The sequence below is a fragment of the Halosimplex salinum genome (assembly GCF_003730195.1).
Lineage (GTDB): Archaea > Halobacteriota > Halobacteria > Halobacteriales > Haloarculaceae > Halosimplex > Halosimplex salinum.
This window is the reverse complement of the sequence record NZ_QWGG01000003.1, coordinates 406,353-426,189: the sequence shown is the minus strand read 5'-3', so window position 1 is coordinate 426,189 and position 19,837 is coordinate 406,353. Positions and strand designations below refer to the sequence as shown.

Genomic DNA, 19,837 nt, shown 5'->3' with positions numbered 1-19,837 from the left:
CGGGCGCGCGGTGCAGTCGAGCACCGCCGGGGCGGAGAGACAACGTTTAAACGCGGTGACGAGGAAGGGCGGGTATGCCCAAGTTCGATCCGGCCGAACACCGAGAGCTCGAGAAGCAGATCTGCATGCGCTGTAACGCTCGCAACTCCGTCGACGCCGAGAGCTGCCGCAAGTGCGGCTACAAGAACCTCCGGCGCAAGAGCAAAGAGCGCCGCAACGCCTGATTCGGCCCGTCTTCTCTCTCACTTTCCGACTGTCGAGCGACGGCACCGTTTCGAGTGGAAACGACCGTTCGATCTCCTCGTCCGGTAGTTCTGGGTACTCGTCCGGTAGCTCTGTTTACTCGTCGGGGTACTTCGGCTCGCGTCGCTCCGCGCGTTCGAGCGCTCGTTCGACGACCTCGCGCACGTCGCCGTGGAACACGCTTCCGTGACCGCTGTACATGTGTTCGACAGTGCCGGGCATCTGTTCGAGGAGGTCCCGGATCGACTCGATCAGGCGCTCGCGCGACTGGCCGGCCATGTCGGTGCGGCCGAAACTGCCGTCGTCGAACGCGCCGTCGTCGTGGACGACCACGTCGCCGGAGAACAGCGACGAGTCGGAGACCAGCGAGACGTGGTCGTCGGCGTGACCCGGCGTGTACACCACGTCACAGGTCTCGTCGCCCACGGTGACGGTGTCGCCCTCGGCGAGTTCGTGGGTGCGTCGCGGGTGGTCGGCGTACGCGTAGAGGTCCGCGTCGAACTCGTCCAGGACGGCGTCGAGTTGCGAGACGTGGTCGCCGTGCTGGTGCGTGAGGACCACGCGGTCGATCTCGTCGGTGTGGTCGCGGAGCACGTCTGTGACGCCGGTCATCGCGCCCGCGTCGACGAGCGTCGGCGACTCGCCCAGCGCGAGGTAGGCGTTGCACGTGAACGTGTCCGCGTCTTCGGTGACGTTGACGACTTCCATGGTCGACGGATCGGTCGCCTGTCGCTTGAGTCTGCTGTACGAACGTGCCCGCGAGGGAACCCGGGATGCCGACAGTAGCCCTTTACAGGTCGCGCGCGAGACTTCAACCGATGGCTACCGAGGCGACGTTCACGGTCCCGTCGGACGAGTTTCCGCTGGGGACCGTCTTCGAACGGCGACCCCACGTGACGGTCGAACTGGAGCGGATCATCCCGGCACAGGACGTCGTGATCCCCTACTTCTGGGTCCGCGGGGCCGAATCCGACGACGTCGAGAGCGCGTTCCTCGACCACCCGGGCGTCGAGAACATCCGCCTCGTCGACTCCGTGGAAGACCAGTACCTGCTGCGCGTCGAGTGGCGACTGGAGCACGACGGCGTCCTGAGTACGCTGATGGAGACGGGCGTCCCGCTCATCGAAGCCGTCGGGACGAGCGAGCAGTGGACGTTCCACGTCCGCGGCGACGACCAGCAGGACATCGCGTCGTTCCAGCAGCGCTGTCGAGACCGCGACGTCCCGATCACGCTCACGAAACTCCACGCGCTCACGCCGATCGAGTCCGACACCGAGACGGCGCTCACCGACACGCAACGGGAGGCGCTGGTACTCGCGTACAGGCGCGGCTACTTCGAGACGCCCCGCGAGGTGACGATGGCCGACATCGGCGACGAACTCGGTATCACACAGCAGGCCGTCGCGTCCCGCCTCCGCCGCGGGATCGAGAAGATCCTCGGCACGACGCTCCCCGAGACGCGACCGCCGGGCTGACTCCTTATAAATGGGTTGTATACTAAAAAGAAGATCGGAACCGAACGGGTGCGCTACAGGAGTCTAATGGTTGGGACCGGACTCGACTTCGACGCGGTTCTGGAGCTCTGTGCGGACACGGAGCGGCGGATCGTCCTCGCGGTGCTCGCGGACGAACGGCGGCCGCTGACGCTGGACGATCTGACGAAGACGGTCGTCAAACACACCCACGACACGCCGCTGGCCGACGTGTCCGGCGAGGCGGTCACGGACGTCAAGATCCGCCTGCATCACGCTCACGTCCCGCGGCTGGAAGCGGCCGGGCTCGTCGAGTACGACCCGGAGCGGGGGCTGGTCGAGCCGACGGCGGCGTTCGACCGGATAGAGCCGCACCTGTCGGCTATCCTCGACGCCGACCCCGTTCTCGCGGGCGCGATAGCGCTCTGAGGCCGGTCGGCGGCTCGCAGACGGCAGTCCGAAGCGTCGGAGGATCACCCGTTCGTCCGGCCGTTCGGCCACTCCCCGGAGAGCACTTCGACCACCCACAGAGTGAAGAGTCAGCCGTCTGATTCGAGGGGCATGGGTCCCGAATACGACTTCGACCTGGACGAGGAGCCCCGAACGCTCGATATCTCGGACCTCGAGCGCATCGAGCGGTTCGAGGAGGCGGGGTACGGCGGGAGCGTCGCGGACGCGCTGTACAACGTCGGCGTCCGCCGGTTCGTCTTCGACCAGGACTTCTTCGCCGTCGAGCGCGGCGAGACGCTGGTCGGTCGCGCCCTCCCCGTCAAACTCCACACCTACCCGAAGACCGACGAGGTCGAGGCGTTCCTCGAACGAAAGTGGGAAGAGGAGAACGACGGCGTCCACCCGCAGAAACAGCTGATGCGGACCGTCGAGGAGGCGGAGGACGGCAGTGTCCTCTGTTTCGACACCGGTGGCGACGCGCAACCGGCCCACTTCGGTGAGATGAGCTGTACGCTGGCGAAGGCCCACGGCGCTCGCGGGATGCTCTGTGCGGGCAACGTCCGCGACACGCGCTACATCAGGGAACTCGACGACTTCCCCGTCTACACGCAGGGCACCGTCCCGAACTGGCACGGCGGCTGGGAGATCATCGAGATCGAACAGCCGATCCACATGCCGGGCCACCTCTCCCACTACGTGACCGTCCGACCGGGCGACTTCGTGTTCGCCGACTTCGACGGCGCACAGGTGATCCCCCGGGAGGTCGTCGACGAGGTGCTCCTGCGCGTCGAGGCGATCTACGAGGAGGAACAGGAGGAACGCCGGAAGATCGAGGAGGGGATGCCGATCGACGAGGTGTACGAGGAGTACGGCGTGCTGTGAGCGGCCGGCCCCGCGCTCGACGGTCGCCGAGTTCGGATCGATACGCCGACAGCTTCGGTAACCGCAATTTTTACCCCAATTCCGGACGCCTACAGGGATATGTCACTCGACAGGCGGCGATTCATCAGGGGCGTCGGGACCGCTGGAGCGCTCGCGCTCGCGGGCTGTACCGGAAACGGCGACGGTGACGGTGACGGTGGGGACGGCAGCGGTGGCGATGGCGGCGATGGCGGCGGCGACGGCACCAGCGGCGACGGTGGTGACGGCGGTGACGACACCACCAACGTCGGGATGGTGTACGCGGCCGGCGGGCTGGGCGACGGGTCGTTCAACGACCAGGCACAGGAGGGTATCGAGCAGGCCGCCGACGAGTTCGGTATCGAGTACAGGGAGTCACAGCCGGAGTCGCCGTCGGAGTTCGGGAACTTCCAGCGACAGTTCGCCCGGGAGACGGACCCGGACTACGACCTGGTCTGCTGTATCGGCTTCCTGCAGGCGGACCCGCTGAGCGACACGGCGAGCGAGTACCCCGACCAGCAGTTCATGATCGTCGACGAGACGGTCGACGCCGACAACGTCGCCTCGTACGTGTTCGCCGAGCACGAGGGGTCGTTCCTCGTCGGCCACCTCGCCGGCGCGCTGACGACGATGGACTTCGAGGCGGGCGCCGGCGCGACGACCGGCGACTCGACGAACGTCGGGTTCGTCGGCGGCGTCGAGTCGCCGCTGATCAAACGCTTCGAGGCCGGGTTCGTCGCCGGTGCCGCCCACGCGAACGAGGACGTGGACGTCCAGACCGCCTACGTCGGCGGCTTCGACGACCCCTCCGGCGGGAAGGAGGCCGCGCTGTCGATGTACGACTCGGGGTCGGACATCGTCTACCACGCCGCCGGGAACACCGGGACCGGCGTCTTCCAGGCCGCCCAGGAGGAAGGCAAGTTCGCGATCGGCGTCGACCGCGACCAGTCGGTGACTCGCGAGTCGTTCAGCGACGTCATCCTCGCCAGCATGGTCAAGCGCGTCGACACGGCCGTGTACAACTCGGTCGAGGCCACCGTCGACGGGTCGCTGGAGGGCGGGTCGACGACCGCGCTCGGTCTCGAGGACGACGGCGTCGCCGCTGTCTACGGCGACCAGCTCGGCTCGGAGATCCCACAGGACGTCAAAGACGCCATCGGCGAGGCCCGGCAGGGCATCATCGACGGCGAGATCGACGTGCCAGAAGAGCCCTGAAGGGATGAGTAGCCCGGCCGACGCGACAGACAGCCGCGGACGAACTGCGCCCGACAGCCCTCGCGGAGGCGTCCCGTGACCGACAGCGGCGAGACGGGCCGAACAGCGACTGACGCCGTCCACCTCGACGGCATCACCAAGCGATTCCCGGGCGTCGTCGCCAACGACGACGTGGATCTGCAGGTGGAGCGCGGGAGCGTCCACGCGTTGCTGGGCGAGAACGGCGCCGGCAAGACGACGCTGATGAACGTCCTCTACGGGCTCTACGAGCCCGACGAGGGGCGAGTCGTCGTCGACGGCACGCCGCGCGACTTCGACTCGCCGCGGGACGCCATCGACGCGGGCGTCGGCATGATCCACCAGCACTTCATGCTGGTCGACCCGATGACGGTCACCGAGAACATCACGCTCGGGAACGAGCCCGAGCGCTGGCTCGGGCTGTCGATCGACCGCGAGCGTGCTCGCGAGGAGGTCGTGGACCTCTCCGAGCGCTACGGCTTCGACGTGGACCCGGATGCCCGCATCGAGGACGTCGGCGTCGGCGTCCAGCAGCGCGTCGAGATCCTCAAGGCGCTGTATCGAGGCGCCGACGTGCTGATCCTCGACGAGCCGACGGCCGTGCTCACGCCGCAAGAGGTCCGGGAGCTGTTCGGAGTGTTCGAAGAGCTGACCGCACAGGGGAAGACGATCATCTTCATCACCCACAAGCTCCGGGAGGCGATGACGGCCGCCGACGATATCACCGTCCTCCGCGCCGGGAAGACCGTCGGCACCCTCGGGGCGGCCGACGCCTCTCGCGAGCGACTGGCCGAGCTGATGGTCGGCCGCGAGATCCTGCTGGACGTCGACCGGCCCGCCGCGGATCCGGGCGAGACCGTCCTCGACGTGCGCGACCTGACCGTCGAAGACACGCGCGGCGTCCGCGCGGTCGACGACGTCTCGCTGTCGGTCCGGGAAGGCGAGGTGTTCGGCATCGCCGGGGTCGACGGGAACGGGCAGGCCGAACTCGTCGAGGCGATCGCGGGGCTGCGCGAGGTCGACGGCGGCGCGATCTCACTCGGCGGGTGGGACGCCACGGACGCGAGTCGGCGCGACCGCATCGACGCCGGGATGGCGTACGTCCCGGAGGACCGCCAGGAGAGCGGGCTGGTGATGGACTTCGACCTGGTGAGCAACGGACTGCTCGGCAGCCAGCACGCCCGTCCCTTCGCTGAGAACGGGCGCATCGACTGGGACGCGGCCCGCGAGCACGCCGAGGAGATCGTCGCGGAGTACGACGTTCGGCCGGCGAACGTCGACGCCCGGGCGGCGTCGCTGTCGGGCGGCAACCAGCAGAAGTTCGTCGTCGGCCGCGAGTTCGCGCGTGACCCGCGGCTGGTCGTCGCCTCCCACCCCACGCGCGGCGTCGACGTGGGCTCGACCGAGTTCATCCACGACCGCATCAACGACCTCCGGAGCGACGGGCGCGCCGTCCTGCTCGTCTCGTCGAAGCTCGACGAGGTCCAGTCGCTCTCGGACCGGCTCGCCGTGATCTACGAGGGGTCGTTCGTCGACGTGGTCGACCCCGACGCCGTCACCGAGGAACAGCTCGGACTGCTCATGGCCGGCGAGCAGCCCGACGCCGACGTGAGCGTCGGGGAGGTGTCGCAGTGAGCGCCGACGGCGGCGGACGCGGTCGGGGCGACGACGCGGACGACACCGACGGACCCGGCGGCAGCGACGCCGACGACGGCTCGGTACTACCGGACCGCCTCCGCGAGTACGCGGTCTCGATGGCCGGCGCCTCGGGCGGCGAGCGACTGCTGATCGCGCTCGCGGCGATCGCGCTGTCGATACTGGTCGGGACGGTCATCGTCGTCGCCGGCGGGCTGATCGCGACCTGTCGGACGCCGGTGCTGACGGTCGGCGACCTGGCGCTGTGTTACGACCCCGTCGCCGTCTACGACCGACTGTTCTTCGGCGCGCTGGGCGACCCGCTCTCGGGCGGCTGGTCGCCGCTGAACGCCCAGTTCGCGGTGACGCTCCGCGAGACCACGGTCCTGATCTTCACCGGACTGTCGGTGGCGCTCGCGTTCCGCGCGGGCATCTTCAACATCGGGACGCAGGGCCAGCTCGTCGTCGGCGCGCTCGTCTCGGCGCTGACGGTGCTGTGGGCCGCACCGGCGCTCTCGGGGACCGCCGGAACGGTCGTGCTGATCCCGCTTGGACTGCTCGCCGGTGCGGTCGGGGGCGGGTTCTACGGAGCAATCCCCGGCGTGTTGAAGGCCTACGCGGAGGCCAACGAGGTCATCACGACGATCATGTTGAACTTCGTCGCCGTGCTGGTGGTACGGTATCTCGTGAGCGACCACTTCCAGGACCCGGGGAGTCAGGCCATCCAGACGGCGTCGCTGCCCGAGTACGCCCAGTTCCCGGCGCTGCTGTTCGACCCGCGACTGGACTTCTCGCTGGTGGCGCTGGGGTTCGCGCTGGCCGTCGTCGTCGGCATCTACTACTTGCTGTCGCACACGTCGTTCGGGTTCGACCTGCGGACGGCGGGGCTCCAGCCGGCCGCGGCCGAGTACGGCGGCGTCGACTCGGCGCGGACGGTCGTCGCGTCGCTGACGCTCTCGGGCGCGCTGGGCGGCCTCGGCGGCGCGGTGTACGTGCTGATGATCCTCGGGAAGTTCCAGACGGGCGTCCCGTCCTACGGGTTCGACGGCATCACCGTCTCGATCCTCGCCGGCAACAACCCGATCGGCGCTATCTTCGCGGCGTTCCTGTTCGGCGTCCTCCAGTCCGGGTCCTCGGTCGTCGACTTCGCGACCGACGTGCCGCCACAGCTCGTCGGCGTCCTCCGCGGGCTGATCATCCTCTTCGTCGCGATGCCGGAGTTCTTCCGACTGGTCGGCCGCCGGATCACGCCCGAGGACCGAGGGCCCGCCGCCGCCCCCGGAGGTGCCGCCGATGACTGACGACGCGGACAGCGGTGAGGCCGCCGCCGACGGCGGCGAGACCGCCGACCGCGAGCGGACCGGGGACGGACTCGGAGCCGGTCTCCGCCGGCTCTCGGGGCGGCTGCTGGTCGCGCTCGCCACGGCGGCGCTGCTGGCGTTGCTGGGCGTCGCCGCGGTCGTCGCGCCCGAGTCGTCGGTCGGACGGCTGTTCGGGATCGTCGTCTCGACGTCGACGCTCTCGGCGACGCTCCGGCTGTCGGTCCCGATCGTCTTCGCGGCCATCGGGGGGATCTTCGCGGAGAAGTCGGGCGTCATCAACATCGGCCTCGAGGGGCTGCTCATCATATCGGCGTTCAGCGCCGTCTACGGGGCGGACGTGACGGGGTCGATGCTCGCGGGGCTGCTGATCGGCGTGCTGGCGTCGACGGTGCTCGCCGCCGTGTTCGCGGTGGTCTGCATCGAGTACCGCGCCGACCAGATCATCGCCGGTCTCGCCGTCTGGCTCATCGCCCTCGGGCTCGCGCCCTTCGCTTCACAGGTCGTCTACGGCAGTCCAAACACCGACAGCGTCGGGACGCTCGGGACGTGGACGATCCCCGTCCTCGCGGACATCCCGCTGCTTGGCGCGCTGTTCGACGCCGCGCCGCCGGTGTACCTGATGTTCGTCACCGTCGCCGGTGCGTGGTACGTCCTGAACCGGACGGCCTTCGGTCGGTGGGTCCGTGCGGCCGGCGAGAACCCACGCGCGCTCGACACCGCCGGCGTCGACGTCTCGCGCGTGCGCTACGCCGCCGTCCTCATCTCGGGAGTGCTCTCCGGCATCGGCGGCGCGGCGCTCGCGTTCAACATCGGGCAGTTCACGGGCAACGGGCCGACGATGGTCAACGGGAAGGGGTTCATCGCCATCGTCGCCTACCTCTTCGGTAACTACAACCCCGTCGGCGCGCTGGGGTCGACGATGCTGTTCGCCGGCCTCGACGCGGTGCAACTCCGCCTCCAGACCCGGCAGATCCTCGGCGTCCCCGACTCGCTCGTCCAGACCATCCCCTTCGTCGCGGTCATCGTCGTCCTCGCGCTCGTCGGTCGAACCCGCATCCCCGAAGCCGCGGGCGAGCACTACGAGTCCGGCGAGGAGTGACGGCGACCGCGGCTCGGCCCCCTCGATCCGCCGCCGTCCCGCGACCCACGTGACGGAGTCGCGCAGAAGTCGGTTGATTTTTCATGGTGAGCGTTGACGACTGTGATATGTCCACACAGTGCTCTCGCGACGGGGCGGCGGGGCGCGGGGACGGCGGGCTCCCGGACGCGGTGCCCGTCTCGCTGGAGCGAACGACCCGGCTCAGCTGGGAGCTGGGCGAGCGCGTGACCCGTACAGGGGAGGCGGCCCTGCGCGGTCGATGGCAGTGTGTGACCGCGCCGTGGGAACTGGCCGTCTTCGACGTGGCCGACCACACCGCCGTCGTCCGCGTCCGAACCCCCGTCGGACGGGAACTGTTCTACGAGACCGAGGCCGGCGGGCTGGAGTCGGCCCTGCCGGCGCTGGCCGAGGCGCCCGACTGGGAACCGCGGGACTGATCGGCCGACGACGGCGGATCGACGGCCTGCGAGAACCTGCCGATCCCTTTTCGCCGGTGACACCGAACCGCGGCCATGGAGTACGTCACGGTCGACGGCGTCGACGTGCCGGCACTGGGATTCGGGACGGCCCGGATGGATACCGACGAGGAACGCCGCCGCGCCGTCGAGACGGCGCTCGCGGCGGGATATCGCCACGTCGACACCGCCCAGATCTACGGCAGCGAGGCCGCCGTGGGCGAGGCGCTCGCGGCGTCCGACGTCGACCGGGAGGACGTGTTCGTCACGACCAAACTCGCCGGCGACAACCGGGCGTACGACGACGTGATCGAGTCGACCGGTGGGAGCCTCGACCGCCTCGGCCTCGACACTGTCGACCTCCTCCTGATCCACTCGCCGAACGACGACGTGCCCCACGCGGAGACGCTCGACGCGATGAACGAACTCCGCGACGACGGGTTCGTCCGTCACGTCGGCGTCTCGAACTTCTCCGTCGACCAGTTGCGCGAGGCCGTGGAACTGTCCGACGCGCCGATCCTGACGAACCAGGTCAAGTACAACGTCCGCGAGCGGCAGGACGACCTGCTCTCCTTTTGCGTCGACAACGACGTGATGCTGACTGCGTACAGCCCGCTCGCGGTCGGCGACCTGGCCGACGACCCCCTGCTCGACCAGATCGGCGAGCGCGTGGGCAAGACGGCCTCACAGGTCGCGATCCGGTGGCTGATCCAGCAGCCGATGGTCTCGGCTATCCCGATGTCGACCACGCCGGAGCACATCAGGGCGAACCTGGACGTCTTCGACTTCCAGTTGACTGCCGACGAGATGCGAGAACTGGCCGAACAGGGCGGGACGGTCGACCTCATCAGGTCGAAGCTCGGCTGGTAGCGCACCGGCCGGCGACGGTTCGTCGTCGTCTCGCGGTCAGAGGTAGTCGAGCGGCGTCACGGGGCAGAACATCGGCGCCTCGGTGAGCAGGTGTCTGAGGGCGCGGACGTGCCCGGACCCGACGAGGAACAGGACCCGCTCGTCGTCCGGGTCCATCGTCCGCCAGAGGTGGTGGACCATTCGGATGTTGCGGTCGTACCAGTGGGCGAGCGCGACTGGGCTCCCGAAACTGTCGTCGGTCGCTCGAACCCCGCGGTCGAACATGAGGTCGTGGTTCGTCTCGAGGGCGTCGCCCCGGTTGAGCCAGGCGAGGAACTCCGGGACGGTCGACGACGCGAGCCGTTCGGTCTCCTCGCGCTCGACCGCCTGCGGGTCGGGCAGGTCGACGGGCGCCTTCCGCGCCGAGTCGACCTCGCGGTCGGCGAACGGGTCGGTCTCGGGCGGGTCCGGGTGTTCGTCCACGGCTGCGACCCGGTCGTGGTCCAGCCTGTCGGCCAGTCGGAACCCGACCTGGACGACCTCGCTCCGGCACTCGGTCGCCGGTTCCGGCCGATCGGGGTGGGGAGCGGGGAACCGCTCCTCGGCGTCGTACGCGCGCTCGCCGTCGTGGTACTCGGCGTATCGGTCGTTCAGTTCGTCGGCGCGGTCGTGAGGGCGCTCGACGGCGATCCGATCGGGCTCCCACTCGGCGAGCGAATCCACGAGCGCCCGCAGTTCGGCCTGCCGCGGCTCGGCGAGCACGTCGTCGGCTTCGAGGTTCACCTCGTCGAGCCCCGGGTTGTCCATGTGGTACGTCCCGAGGAGCATCACGCGCACCTGTCCGGGACGGCAGTCCGGCCACTCGCCCGTCGCGGCGTCGTCACTCGCCATCACGTCGAATCTCCGTCCGATACGGGAAAAAAGCGACCCTCGGGAGTCTGCCGAGTCCCGTCTCGTCCCGTCCGCCCCGAGTCACTCGACCGGGAGTCGCGGGAGCGTGTCGACGCCGTCGCAGGCCTCCCGGAGCGGTTCGGGAGTCGACATTGTCCCGACCCGCTTCACCGGCGGGAGTTCAGCGGCGAAAACGCCTGCGGGCCGATTTCAGCCGCCGAGGGCGCACTCTCACGTTCGGACTCCGCCGCTCCGAGTTCGGTTCCTGTCCCGTTCGCGTATACACTCTCTCGTTGACACGCGATTGCAGTCGTGGCCGGCGGAGTCGACCCCCTCCCTGCGGCACCGTCGAACGCGACTCGCACTTCGGTTTCTCTCCCCGACCGCTCGAACTCACGTCCTCGCGACACGTTTCCGACCAGGTAGTTACGATCACCAATCAGCGGCGGTAGGAATTTGCGATAATCCTAAATATGTCGGAATTATTTTCTGGATGTTGCACACGCACCGCCATCATTAAGCCGGTCCCTGTCGACCGCTCTCACGGTGATGGGTGAAATGCTGAGTTCGAAAGTGAGTACGGAGATCGCGACGCGGGAAGGCGTCGACCCGATGCAACTAGACGAGCCGCTCTACGACGTGATAGACGTGAGCGCGCTCGAGACACTGGTAGAGGGAGCCGACGATCGGGGCGGTGGGTCTCTCGAGGTCCAGTTCACGTACTACGGATACGACGTGGTCGTCGACGGGGCCGGCGAGGTGACGGTCACCCCGTCGGGCGCCGTCGGCGACTCCGCCGAAGACGCGGCCAACCAGACCAGAGCAGGTCGGTAGCCGCGCGTCGGTCGAGGTCACCACGCCGTTCAGCGACAGCGCTGGTCGACGACAGCGCTGGTCAACGATAGCGCCGGTCAACGATAGCGCCGGTCAGTCGTCGACGTCGACGCCGGTGACCTCGAAGCGCGCTCCCCCCTCGACGCTCTCTGTGACGTCGACCGACCAGCCGTGCGCGTCGGCGATCTGTTCGACGATGGAGAGCCCGAATCCGGTCCCGTCGGCGCTCGTCGAGTAGCCGCTGGAGAACACCCGCTCGCGCTCCTCGGGGTCGATCCCGGGACCGTCGTCCGCGACGAAGATGCCGGTTCCGCCCGCGAGCGTCCCGACGGTGACCGTCACGGCGGACTCGTCGGGCGGTTGCGAGGCAAGCCCGGTCGTCCCGTGTTCGACGCTGTTGCCGACGAGGTTCTCGAGCAGTTGCTGGAGGCGGCGGCGGTCGGCGCGGACGGTGGTGTCGGCGTCGGCGTCGACGACGAGTCGGGCGCCTGGCGTGGCGACGCTCTCCCAGCAGGACTCGGCGACGGACGCGAGGGGGACCGGTTCGATCTCGAGGACGGTCTTCCCCTCGCGGCCGAGCGTCAGGAGGTCTTCGATGAGCGCTTCCATCCGGTCGTGGGCGCGCTCGACGGCGTCGAGGTGGTCGCTGTCGCACTCCGCTCGTGCGAACCCCAGGCGGGCGGTCGCGACCTGGAGCGGGTTGCGCAGGTCGTGGCTGACGATGGCGGCGAACTCGTCTAACCGTTCGTTCTGGCGTTCGAGTTCCCGCCGGTGGCGCCGGGACGCCTGCTCGCGGTCGGCGCGGTCGAGCGCGGCTTCCACGGTGTTGGCGAGGATCCGTGCCAGCGAGACGTCGGCGTCGCCGAAGCTCGCCGGGTCGGTCGCACCGACGATCATGACGCCGTACTCGCCGAGCGGCAGGACGACCTCGCTCTCTATCGGGGTTTCGGGGTTGTACCGGTCGGCCTCGTTCTGCAGGCTCTCGGAGACGGTGAGGTCGCCGCTCTCGTAGGTCCGCCAGGCGAGACTCTCGCCGCCGGTGTACGTCGGGACCTCGTCGAACAGGGCGTCCGCGTCGTCGGTCCACGCGACCGGTCGGAGGGCGCTCCCGTCGGCGTCGATCAGCCAGACGCCGTTGATGTCGTGGCCGAGCACGGCCCGCGCCGTCTCGACCGCGTGCTCGGCGACCGTCTCCCGGTCGGGCGCAGTCATGAACCGGCGGGTCGCCTCCGTGAGCGCGCTCAGGGCGTCCTCGCGGCGCTTGCGCTCGGTGATGTCCCGGGCGACGGCGACGACGCCGTCGAACTCGCCGTCGATCTCCAGGCGCGCGAGCCGGTAGTCGACGGCCGCGTAGCCCCGGCTGGGGAACTGTCCGTCGACCTCGCCGCGCAACTCCTCGCGGTCGCCGTCGACCAGCGCCTGGAACGGGTCCTCGCCGGCGCCGGCCGCCGTCCGGATCTTCTCGACGAGCGTGCTCGGTTCGCCCACCAGCTCCTCGGCGGTCGTGTCGAGGAAGTCGACGAGGTAGTCGTTGACGACGGCGAACCGCCCCTCGGCGTCGTAGATACACGCCGAGTCGGGCATCGCGTCGACCATCGACCGGTAGCGCTCCAGCGTCTGCTCGCGCTCCTTGCGGTCGGTCACGTCGGCGATGAACCCCTCGATGCGGTCGGCCGTCTCGTCGCCGATCCCCTGCCCGCGTTCCCACATCCAGCGAATCCCGCCGTCGGCCGTTCGGATGCGGTAGCTCACCTCGAAGGACTCGCCCGCGTCGAGCGCCGACTGGACGCGCTCCCACATCTGTTCGCGGTCGTCGGGGTGGAGGACGTCCTCGCCCCAGTCGACGGCTCCGTCGGTCAGTTCGTCGGTCGTGTAGCCGGTGATACTGGCGCACTCGCCGGCGACGAACTCCAGCGGCCATCCCGGTTCGTTCCGACACCGGTAGACGATCCCCGGGAGGTTGCTGATCAGCGTCTCCAGCCGACGGTTGCGCTCTTCGAGCGCTCGCTGGGACCGCGCGGCCGCGACCGCGTTGCCGACGCGGTTGGCCAGCAGCGCGTACTGGTCGGTGCCCGTCCCCTTCTGGAGGTAGTCGGTGACGCCGGCGGAGACGGCCTCGCTCGCGACCTCCTCGCTCCCCTTCCCCGTGTAGAGGATGAAGGGGAGGTCGGGGTAGTCGGCGCGGACGGCCTCGAGGAAGCCGATCCCGTTGGTGCCCGGCATGTCGTAGTCCGAGACGACGCAGTCGATCCGGTCGTCGTCGAGCACGTCCAGTCCGTCGGCGGGGCTGGTCGCCGTGGTGACCTCGAACCGGCTATCCTCGCGTTCGAGCGCCGCCGCGACGAGGTCGCCCAGGTCCGGGTCGTCGTCGACGTGGAGCACTCGGATCGCTCTCTCTGTCCCGCTCATTCTCGTGGTCGGTCTACGACACGTTATCGGACGTGGACCATAAGGGTGTGAGTTTCTTGCGGCTTTCATTCCGATAGACAAACACTACGTGCCGTGCGCCCGCTCGACCGCCCGCCGGAGCGCCTCGCCGTCGGCGGCGTGGACGAGATGGGACTCGCAGTCGCAGTCCGACGCGCCGAAGGCCGGGATCCGTTCGACTTGGACCCCGTTCTCGCGTTCGTTCTCGCCGTTTTCTCCGCCCTCGCCGTCTTCTCCGCCCTCGCCGTCCTCGCCGTCCTCGCTTCCGTCGCCCGCGAGCGCGCGGCTGACCGCGCACTCCACGTCTTCGCCGGGCGTGCGGACGACCGTCTCGACGGTCGCCGCGGGGTGGCCGAGCAGGTAGTCGACGTGCCAGTGGCGGGCGTCGCGGTCGCCCGTCGAGAGTTCCCGGTGGCGCTCGACCCGCGCGAACCCGCCCGGGCCGAACGCGCTCCCGGTGTAGGCGTACCACCCCGCTTCGAACGCCCGAGCGCCGAGCGCGCCCACCTCGATCGTCGCCGGTTCGCTCAGTTCGACCACGAGCGTGTACGTCCCCTCGTCGGCCTCCTCCGTCATCGTCACCGGGGTTCGGCGGCGGTCGGCAAGTGCGTTCCGTCACGGGCCCGACCTTTCTTGTAGTCGGTGGCCGAACCCACTGACGTGTCACGCAGTCCGACGCTGACGCTCGTCGGCGTGTTCGTCGTCGTCTTCCTCCTCCAGCGAGCGGTGGCGCTCCTCCAGATCCCGCTCGCGTTCGCCCTCTCGGCGCCGGTCGGTCACCAGCCGTGGACGCTCGTCACCAGCGTCTACGCCCACGTCAGCGTCGGCCACCTCGTCGGCAACGCCGTCGTCCTCCTGCTCGTCGGCCTCTACCTCGAACGGCAGACCTCCCGCCTGCGCTTCCACGCGTTCTTCCTCGGGACCGGCGTGATCGCCGGTCTCACGCAGGTGTGGGTCACAGACCTCGTCGGCCCGTCCGTGGGGGTGCTCGGCGCCAGCGGCGGCATCGCCGGCCTCGTCGGCTACCTGTTCGCCGGCAACCGGATGAGCGATACGGTCCTCGACCGACTGCCGCTGAGCCCTAACGAACAACTGGCGATATTCGTCGTCGTCGCCGCCGCGGTGACCGTCGCGACGGGCGGCCCGGGCGTGGCGCTCACCGCCCACTTCACCGGCCTGCTGATCGGACTGCTCGCCGGCCGGGCGCACCTGCTGCGGCCCTCGGAGCGAGCGTAGCGGGCGCGGCCGGGCGCGCTCGCTCAGAACGGATAGTTGAAGTAGAGATACGCGAGGCCGGCCAGCACGACCGCAGTCAGCGACGCCGCGACGACCGAGTCGTTCACCACGCCGACCACGAGGGCCGGGACCATGAAGACGAGCAGCCAGAGCGGGTACGAATTCGTTCGGACGTTCACGAGGTGCCCGTTGGAAAACCGCGTAGAAAAGTCTTCGCCGTCTCGAATTGGGTGCTGTACGGAGACGGCCCGCACCGGTCGTGCCTCGACCTCCCGGTCACCGCTTGCGCAACAGTAGCTGGTAGTTGTGCCGCCACCCCTCGTCCCCGTAGCGTACCTCCTCGAAGTAGATATCGATCCCCGGTTCCTCGGTCTGTTCGCCGTTCCGGTAGCGGAGCGGCCCCCGCTGCTCGCCGAACTGGCGGTCGCGGAGCGCCTGTGCGAACGGGTCCGACATCGTTACAGGACGTGACTGCCGGGTGCGGGAAAGCCGCTGTGGCGGTGTGGGTCTGTTTGGCACGCGATCTCGTCGATCCCCTGGCGCACTCGCTAGCGGTTCGAGTGACTGGTTCGGACCGGACGTGAAGCGTCGGGCGATCGGCGATCCAGACCGGTCCCGTTCCGCCCACAATTATTTCTTCTCGGAGTGACACGTCGAACCGTGACGCCGACTCGCCGAACCGTCCTGGGGACGCTCGGGGCCTCCTCGCTCGCCGGGCTCGGTGGCTGTAGCGCGCTCGGCGGGCGCGAGTCCACGCCGTCGTGTGACGTCGCCTGCTTCGAGTTCTCCCACGAGCGGGCCGAGAGCGGCCCGGACACGCTCACCGTCCGGCACGCCGCCGGTCGGGACCTCCCGGCGGGCGAGGTCACCGTCTCGGGGATCGCGTTCGACTGGCCGCCGGTCCGAGAGCCGGGGTACGCCTACTCGTGGGCCGCCATGAGCGACCTCGACCCCTCGGACGGTATCGGCGGCCGGTCCCTCCGGGTCAACCCCGCGCTCGTCGACGCGGTTCGGCTCTCGTGGGACCGCGACGGCGACCCCGTCGAACTCGACGCGTTCCGGGTCTCGACCTGCGACCGCCACGTCGCCTGCTTCGAGTCCATCCACCAGGGCGCCGACGACAACCCGGACCACCTCGTCGTTCGCCACGTCGCCGGCCGCGACCTGCCGGCGCGCGAGGTGTACCTGACCGGCGTCGCCTCCGAGTATCCGCCCGACCCGGAGACGGGGCGGACAGCGGCCTGGCACGAACTCGGCGACATCGGCCCGGGCGCGGGCGTCGCCGGCGAGACGATCCGCGTCGAGATCGGGTTCGTCGACACCGTCTCCGTGCTCTGGCGGCGCGACGGCGACGAGTCCGTCGTCGAGGAGTTTCGGCTGTCCGGGGCGTCTTCGGAGTAAGCGTCGGGGGGTTCGGTGTCGAGGGGTCGGTCTCCCGTGACGAACGTCCCGTCCGTCAGTACAGCTGTTTCTCCTTCTCGTCGCGCTCCTGCTCGCGGTCTCGCTCGTCCGTCTGCTCGCGGCGGCGGGCGAGCAGTCGGCGGAGGCCCGGGATGTAGGTCCGCCGGCAGTCGCGGACGAACGCGTAGATGCCGTAGGCCCAGAAGAAAAAGAGCAGGGTGCCCATCCCGAAGTAGAGGAGGGTGCCGGTGGAGACCACGGTCACCCGCCCTCCCAGGCGCTGCGCTGTTCGCCGACGGACCCGGAGTGGACGATGTCGTGAGAGACGGCGTCGCCGCTGGCGGTGTCGAAGAGGTGGACCTTCTCGCGGTCGAGGACGACCTCCAGGTCCTCGTCGTCGGTCAGTGTGCTGTCGGGTTCGACGCTCATCAGGAGTTCGTCGACGCCGTGGGCGCTGGCGGCGCCGGCGGCGCCGGTGTCTGCGTCGGTGTCGCTGGCGTCCTCGCCCCGGAGGATGATGTAGACGAATATCTCGTCGCCCATCGGTTCGAGCACGTCCGTCCGGGCGCGGATGGGGCGGGTCGGGTTGGCGAGTTCGCCGGCATCCTCGGCGGGGTAGACGTCCTCCGGGCGGATGCCGACGGTCACCTCGTCGCCCTCGCCGAGTTCGTCGACGTACGAGGGGTCGAACTCGACGTCGAACCCCTCGGTCTCTATCTCGGTGGCGCGGACGGTGCCGTCGACGAAGTTCATGCTCGGCGAGCCGATGAACCCGGCGACGAACAGGTTGGCGGGCTGGTCGTAACAGACCAGCGGCGGGGCGATCTGCTGGAGGTGCCCCTCGTTCATGACGGCGATGCGGTCGGACATGGTCATCGCCTCGGCCTGGTCGTGTGTGACGTAGATGATCGTGGTCTCCAGCTCCTTGTGGAGGCGCTGGAGTTCGGTGCGCATGTGCACCCTGAGCTTCGCGTCGAGGTTGGCGAGCGGCTCGTCCATCAGGAACACGGCGGGCTCGCGGACGATGGCGCGGCCGATGGCGACGCGCTGGCGCTGGCCGCCGGAGAGCTCGTCTGGCATCCGGTCGAGCAGGTCCTCGATCTGGAGGATGTCGGCGGCGCTCGCCACGCGGCGGTCGATCTCGTCGCTGGCGTAGTCCCGCAGTCTGAGCCCGAAGCTCATGTTGTCGTGGACGTCCATGTGCGGGAACAGCGCGATGTTCTGGAACACCATCGCGATGTCGCGGTCTTTCGGCGGACGGGTGGTCACGTCGACGCCGGCGATGGTGATCGTCCCCTCGGAGGGGATGGTGAGGCCGGCGATCGTTTCGAGCGTGGTCGACTTGCCACACCCCGACGGGCCGACGAGCGTGACGAACTCGCCGTCGTGGATGTCGAGGTTCATGTCGTCCACTGCCGTGACGTCCGCGTAGCGTTTCGTGACGTTGTCGAGGATGACGTCTCCCATGAGTTACTCCTTGAGTGCGCCTGCGGTGAGGCCGCTGACGATGCGTTCCTGTGCGACGACGACGAGGATCACGACGGGGAGGACCCCGACGATGCTCGCCGCCGCCATCAGGTTGTAGAAGGCCTGGTACTGGCCCTGGTAGTTGACGACGCCCCAGACGATGGGCGCCCAGTTCTCCGCCTGTCCGTCGGTCATCAGGAACGAGATGAAGAACTCGTTGTACACGCCGATGAACGTGAGGACGCCGGCGGTCGCGACGCCGGGCGCCGACAGCGGGATGATGACCCGGAACAGCGCGCCGATCCGGGTCGTCCCTTCCACGCGGGCGGCGTCCTCCAGTCCGTCGGGGATCTGGCTGTAGAAGGTCGTGAGGATGAAGATAGACAGCGGCAGGAAGAGGGCGCTGAAGGGGGTCACCATCGCGCCGGGAGTGTTGAACCAGTTCGGGCTCTGGACGGCGCCGACGACCGGGAGGGTGACGAGCGTGACGTTCCCGGTGAACAGCTGGAACAGCGGGAGGATGAACGCCGCGGGCGGGAAGTAGGAGATGGCCAGCAGGAGCAGGAGCAGCGGGGTCTTCCCGCGGAACCGCAGGCGGCCGAACGCGTAGCCGGCGAAGCTCCCGACCAGCAGGACGATGACCGTCGTCGTCAGCGCGATGACGATGCTGTTGAACATGTAGACGTGGAAGGGAAGCCGCTCGAACATCTCCACGAAGGCGTAGGGGTTGAACCCGTTCGGCAGCAGTCCGATGTTGCGCATCTGGTCGCCGGGCGTCAGCGCGAGCACCAGCAGCCAGTAGAAGGGGAACAGCGTCGTCACGAGGAAGAAGAGCGTGACGACGTAGAACAGCCCCCGATAGGTCGAGCCGGGGTTCTGGATCGCGTCGCGGGTCCAGCGGCGGAGCGGGCCGCCCTCCTCCTCGTCGGTCGCGGAGGACATCAGGCGCCCACCTCCAGGTCGGCGAACTTGACGATGTAGATCATCGCCACCAGCGCGACGAGTCCGGCGGTGATGAACGCGACGGCGGCGGCGGTCCCGTACCGACCGGCGCGGAACGTGCTGACGACGAGGCAGGTCAGCGACGGCACCGTGTTACAGCCGGCGGTCGTCTCGATGATCCCGTAGACGCGCATCGACTGGATCGTCCGGAACAGCATCGCCACGAGCAGCGCGGGCAACACCAGCGGGAAGGTGACGTACTTGAACCGCTGCCAGGTGGACGCCCCGGCGACCCGCGCCACGTCGTAGAGACTGCGGTCGACGCTCTGGAGGCCCGCGAGGATCAACAGCGCCATGAACGCGCTGGTCTTCCAGACGTCGGCGACGATGATGATGACCATCGAGTCGACGGTGCGGGTGAGCGGGTTCTGTCCGAAGACGCCGAGGTCCTGCAACAGAGCGGTGGCGAATCCGATGTCGGGCTGGAAGAACAGCCAGAAGATCATCCCCTGGATCGCGATGGGGACCGCCCACGGGATGAGGATCGACACGCGGACCCAGCGCCGGCCGCGGAAGTCCTGGTCGAGGACGAGCGCCTGGCCGAAGCCGATGACCGTCTCCAGGACGACGGCGATGGCGACGTAGACGAGCGTCACCATGACGGCGCTGTCGAGCGGGTTCGAGAGGCTGACGAACGGGCTCCCGAGGACGGCGTCGCGCGTGCCGTCGAGGAGTTCGACGTAGTTCGACAGGCCGACGAACTCGCCGACGTAGTCGGCGGTGTACAGCGCGTCGGCCTGGAAGGACATCTGGAACGTCCGCAGGAGCGGCCAGACCGCCATCGTCGAGACGAGCAGGAACGTCGGTACGAGCAGGACGTAGGCGAACTGCTGTTCGCTGAGGCGTTCGGTCCAGTTGGCCGGCGCTATCGCCGCGGACCGCAGGCGACTTCGCGAACTCCCGTCTCTGGTCGCCATCGGA

The 19,837-nt window shown here is 68.9% G+C and carries 23 protein-coding genes; 13 read left to right on the top strand and 10 right to left on the bottom strand.

The features are described from left to right. The first annotated feature begins 74 nt into the window (after positions 1–74). Positions 75–224, top strand: a complete 150-nt coding sequence (locus D1409_RS10430; RefSeq protein WP_123536784.1) for a 50S ribosomal protein L40e — start codon at positions 75–77, stop codon at positions 222–224. 115 nt (positions 225–339) lie between these two features. Here D1409_RS10430 and D1409_RS10425 read toward each other — a convergent pair whose 3' ends face one another. After that, the gene (locus D1409_RS10425; protein ID WP_123536782.1) at positions 340–951 is read right to left on the bottom strand and encodes an MBL fold metallo-hydrolase; all 612 of its coding nucleotides are present in this window, start codon (positions 949–951) and stop codon (positions 340–342) included. 110 nt (positions 952–1,061) lie between these two features. On the opposite strand from D1409_RS10425, the gene D1409_RS10420 reads away from it, so the two are divergent. The 9 genes from D1409_RS10420 (at position 1,062) to D1409_RS10380 (ending at position 9,679) form a co-directional block, all read left to right on the top strand. Continuing rightward, positions 1,062–1,718, top strand: coding sequence for a helix-turn-helix domain-containing protein (locus tag D1409_RS10420; protein ID WP_123536780.1), 657 nt, complete (start codon positions 1,062–1,064; stop codon positions 1,716–1,718). A 66-nt stretch (positions 1,719–1,784) separates the two neighbouring features. Continuing rightward, positions 1,785–2,144, top strand: coding sequence for a DUF7344 domain-containing protein (locus tag D1409_RS10415; RefSeq protein ID WP_123536778.1), 360 nt, complete (start codon positions 1,785–1,787; stop codon positions 2,142–2,144). Between the two features lie 132 nt (positions 2,145–2,276). After that, positions 2,277–3,047: an RraA family protein gene (locus D1409_RS10410; protein ID WP_123536776.1), complete on the top strand. Its 771-nt coding sequence runs from the start codon at positions 2,277–2,279 to the stop codon at positions 3,045–3,047. Between the two features lie 99 nt (positions 3,048–3,146). Beyond that, complete coding sequence (locus D1409_RS10405) at positions 3,147–4,280, top strand: BMP family lipoprotein (RefSeq protein WP_123536774.1); 1,134 nt, start codon at positions 3,147–3,149, stop codon at positions 4,278–4,280. A gap of 75 nt (positions 4,281–4,355) precedes the next feature. Beyond that, entirely contained in the window at positions 4,356–5,933 is a 1,578-nt protein-coding gene (locus D1409_RS10400; RefSeq protein WP_123536772.1) for an ABC transporter ATP-binding protein, read from the top strand. Positions 5,934–6,052: 119 nt separating this feature from the next. After that, positions 6,053–7,234, top strand: a complete 1,182-nt coding sequence (locus D1409_RS10395; protein WP_123537091.1) for an ABC transporter permease — start codon at positions 6,053–6,055, stop codon at positions 7,232–7,234. Further along, on the top strand, positions 7,227–8,354 hold the full coding sequence (locus D1409_RS10390) for an ABC transporter permease (RefSeq protein ID WP_123537090.1): 1,128 nt from the start codon (positions 7,227–7,229) through the stop codon (positions 8,352–8,354). Before D1409_RS10395 ends, D1409_RS10390 begins: the two co-directional genes overlap by 8 nt. A gap of 107 nt (positions 8,355–8,461) precedes the next feature. Next, positions 8,462–8,791 carry a hypothetical protein gene (locus tag D1409_RS10385; protein WP_123536770.1) on the top strand — a complete coding sequence of 110 codons (330 nt, stop codon included), beginning with the start codon at positions 8,462–8,464 and terminating at the stop codon, positions 8,789–8,791. Between the two features lie 75 nt (positions 8,792–8,866). Then, complete coding sequence (locus D1409_RS10380; protein WP_123536768.1) at positions 8,867–9,679, top strand: aldo/keto reductase; 813 nt, start codon at positions 8,867–8,869, stop codon at positions 9,677–9,679. A gap of 36 nt (positions 9,680–9,715) precedes the next feature. On the opposite strand, the gene D1409_RS10375 is transcribed toward D1409_RS10380, so the two are convergent. After that, positions 9,716–10,549: a DUF5694 domain-containing protein gene (locus D1409_RS10375; RefSeq protein ID WP_123536766.1), complete on the bottom strand. Its 834-nt coding sequence runs from the start codon at positions 10,547–10,549 to the stop codon at positions 9,716–9,718. 549 nt (positions 10,550–11,098) lie between these two features. Here D1409_RS10375 and D1409_RS10370 point away from each other — a divergent pair. After that, positions 11,099–11,383, top strand: coding sequence for a HalOD1 output domain-containing protein (locus tag D1409_RS10370; protein WP_123536764.1), 285 nt, complete (start codon positions 11,099–11,101; stop codon positions 11,381–11,383). Positions 11,384–11,476: 93 nt separating this feature from the next. Here the strand turns inward: D1409_RS10370 and D1409_RS10365 are convergent, their stop codons facing one another. Then, positions 11,477–13,792: a hybrid sensor histidine kinase/response regulator gene (locus D1409_RS10365; RefSeq protein ID WP_123536762.1), complete on the bottom strand. Its 2,316-nt coding sequence runs from the start codon at positions 13,790–13,792 to the stop codon at positions 11,477–11,479. Between the two features lie 84 nt (positions 13,793–13,876). After that, entirely contained in the window at positions 13,877–14,386 is a 510-nt protein-coding gene (locus tag D1409_RS10360; protein ID WP_123537089.1) for a GIY-YIG nuclease family protein, read from the bottom strand. An 84-nt stretch (positions 14,387–14,470) separates the two neighbouring features. On the opposite strand from D1409_RS10360, the gene D1409_RS10355 reads away from it, so the two are divergent. Further along, positions 14,471–15,046: a rhomboid family intramembrane serine protease gene (locus D1409_RS10355; protein ID WP_235853539.1), complete on the top strand. Its 576-nt coding sequence runs from the start codon at positions 14,471–14,473 to the stop codon at positions 15,044–15,046. A gap of 23 nt (positions 15,047–15,069) precedes the next feature. Here D1409_RS10355 and D1409_RS24470 read toward each other — a convergent pair whose 3' ends face one another. Both D1409_RS24470 and D1409_RS10350 read right to left on the bottom strand, forming a co-directional pair. Next, on the bottom strand, positions 15,070–15,225 hold the full coding sequence (locus D1409_RS24470; RefSeq protein ID WP_164471633.1) for a hypothetical protein: 156 nt from the start codon (positions 15,223–15,225) through the stop codon (positions 15,070–15,072). Positions 15,226–15,322: 97 nt separating this feature from the next. Beyond that, positions 15,323–15,502 carry a hypothetical protein gene (locus D1409_RS10350; RefSeq protein WP_123536758.1) on the bottom strand — a complete coding sequence of 60 codons (180 nt, stop codon included), beginning with the start codon at positions 15,500–15,502 and terminating at the stop codon, positions 15,323–15,325. 204 nt (positions 15,503–15,706) lie between these two features. On the opposite strand from D1409_RS10350, the gene D1409_RS10345 reads away from it, so the two are divergent. Next, positions 15,707–16,447 carry a hypothetical protein gene (locus tag D1409_RS10345; RefSeq protein WP_123536756.1) on the top strand — a complete coding sequence of 247 codons (741 nt, stop codon included), beginning with the start codon at positions 15,707–15,709 and terminating at the stop codon, positions 16,445–16,447. Between the two features lie 55 nt (positions 16,448–16,502). Here D1409_RS10345 and D1409_RS10340 read toward each other — a convergent pair whose 3' ends face one another. The 4 genes from D1409_RS10340 to D1409_RS10325 are packed head-to-tail and all read right to left on the bottom strand — an operon-like array spanning position 16,503 to position 19,833. Further along, complete coding sequence (locus D1409_RS10340) at positions 16,503–16,712, bottom strand: hypothetical protein (protein WP_123536754.1); 210 nt, start codon at positions 16,710–16,712, stop codon at positions 16,503–16,505. Next, on the bottom strand, positions 16,709–17,914 hold the full coding sequence (locus tag D1409_RS10335) for an ABC transporter ATP-binding protein (protein ID WP_123536752.1): 1,206 nt from the start codon (positions 17,912–17,914) through the stop codon (positions 16,709–16,711). The genes D1409_RS10340 and D1409_RS10335 overlap by 4 nt, the downstream gene beginning before the upstream one ends. 3 nt (positions 17,915–17,917) lie before the next feature. After that, positions 17,918–18,856: a carbohydrate ABC transporter permease gene (locus D1409_RS10330; RefSeq protein ID WP_123536750.1), complete on the bottom strand. Its 939-nt coding sequence runs from the start codon at positions 18,854–18,856 to the stop codon at positions 17,918–17,920. Next, positions 18,856–19,833, bottom strand: coding sequence for a carbohydrate ABC transporter permease (locus D1409_RS10325; protein WP_123536748.1), 978 nt, complete (start codon positions 19,831–19,833; stop codon positions 18,856–18,858). Before D1409_RS10325 ends, D1409_RS10330 begins: the two co-directional genes overlap by 1 nt. Positions 19,834–19,837: the final 4 nt, after the last annotated feature.

Bases quoted from the DNA above. Each gene is read 5' to 3' on its own strand.
- D1409_RS10430 (WP_123536784.1), top strand. From the start codon at position 75: ATGCCCAAGTTCGATCCGGCCGAACACCGAGAGCTCGAGAAGCAGATC.
- D1409_RS10425 (WP_123536782.1), bottom strand. From the start codon at position 951: ATGGAAGTCGTCAACGTCACCGAAGACGCGGACACGTTCACGTGCAAC.
- D1409_RS10420 (WP_123536780.1), top strand. From the start codon at position 1,062: ATGGCTACCGAGGCGACGTTCACGGTCCCGTCGGACGAGTTTCCGCTG.
- D1409_RS10415 (WP_123536778.1), top strand. From the start codon at position 1,785: ATGGTTGGGACCGGACTCGACTTCGACGCGGTTCTGGAGCTCTGTGCG.
- D1409_RS10410 (WP_123536776.1), top strand. From the start codon at position 2,277: ATGGGTCCCGAATACGACTTCGACCTGGACGAGGAGCCCCGAACGCTC.
- D1409_RS10405 (WP_123536774.1), top strand. From the start codon at position 3,147: ATGTCACTCGACAGGCGGCGATTCATCAGGGGCGTCGGGACCGCTGGA.
- D1409_RS10395 (WP_123537091.1), top strand. From the start codon at position 6,053: ATGGCCGGCGCCTCGGGCGGCGAGCGACTGCTGATCGCGCTCGCGGCG.
- D1409_RS10390 (WP_123537090.1), top strand. From the start codon at position 7,227: ATGACTGACGACGCGGACAGCGGTGAGGCCGCCGCCGACGGCGGCGAG.
- D1409_RS10385 (WP_123536770.1), top strand. From the start codon at position 8,462: ATGTCCACACAGTGCTCTCGCGACGGGGCGGCGGGGCGCGGGGACGGC.
- D1409_RS10380 (WP_123536768.1), top strand. From the start codon at position 8,867: ATGGAGTACGTCACGGTCGACGGCGTCGACGTGCCGGCACTGGGATTC.
- D1409_RS10375 (WP_123536766.1), bottom strand. From the start codon at position 10,549: ATGGCGAGTGACGACGCCGCGACGGGCGAGTGGCCGGACTGCCGTCCC.
- D1409_RS10370 (WP_123536764.1), top strand. From the start codon at position 11,099: ATGGGTGAAATGCTGAGTTCGAAAGTGAGTACGGAGATCGCGACGCGG.
- D1409_RS10365 (WP_123536762.1), bottom strand. From the start codon at position 13,792: ATGAGCGGGACAGAGAGAGCGATCCGAGTGCTCCACGTCGACGACGAC.
- D1409_RS10360 (WP_123537089.1), bottom strand. From the start codon at position 14,386: ATGACGGAGGAGGCCGACGAGGGGACGTACACGCTCGTGGTCGAACTG.
- D1409_RS10350 (WP_123536758.1), bottom strand. From the start codon at position 15,502: ATGTCGGACCCGTTCGCACAGGCGCTCCGCGACCGCCAGTTCGGCGAG.
- D1409_RS10335 (WP_123536752.1), bottom strand. From the start codon at position 17,914: ATGGGAGACGTCATCCTCGACAACGTCACGAAACGCTACGCGGACGTC.
- D1409_RS10330 (WP_123536750.1), bottom strand. From the start codon at position 18,856: ATGTCCTCCGCGACCGACGAGGAGGAGGGCGGCCCGCTCCGCCGCTGG.
- D1409_RS10325 (WP_123536748.1), bottom strand. From the start codon at position 19,833: ATGGCGACCAGAGACGGGAGTTCGCGAAGTCGCCTGCGGTCCGCGGCG.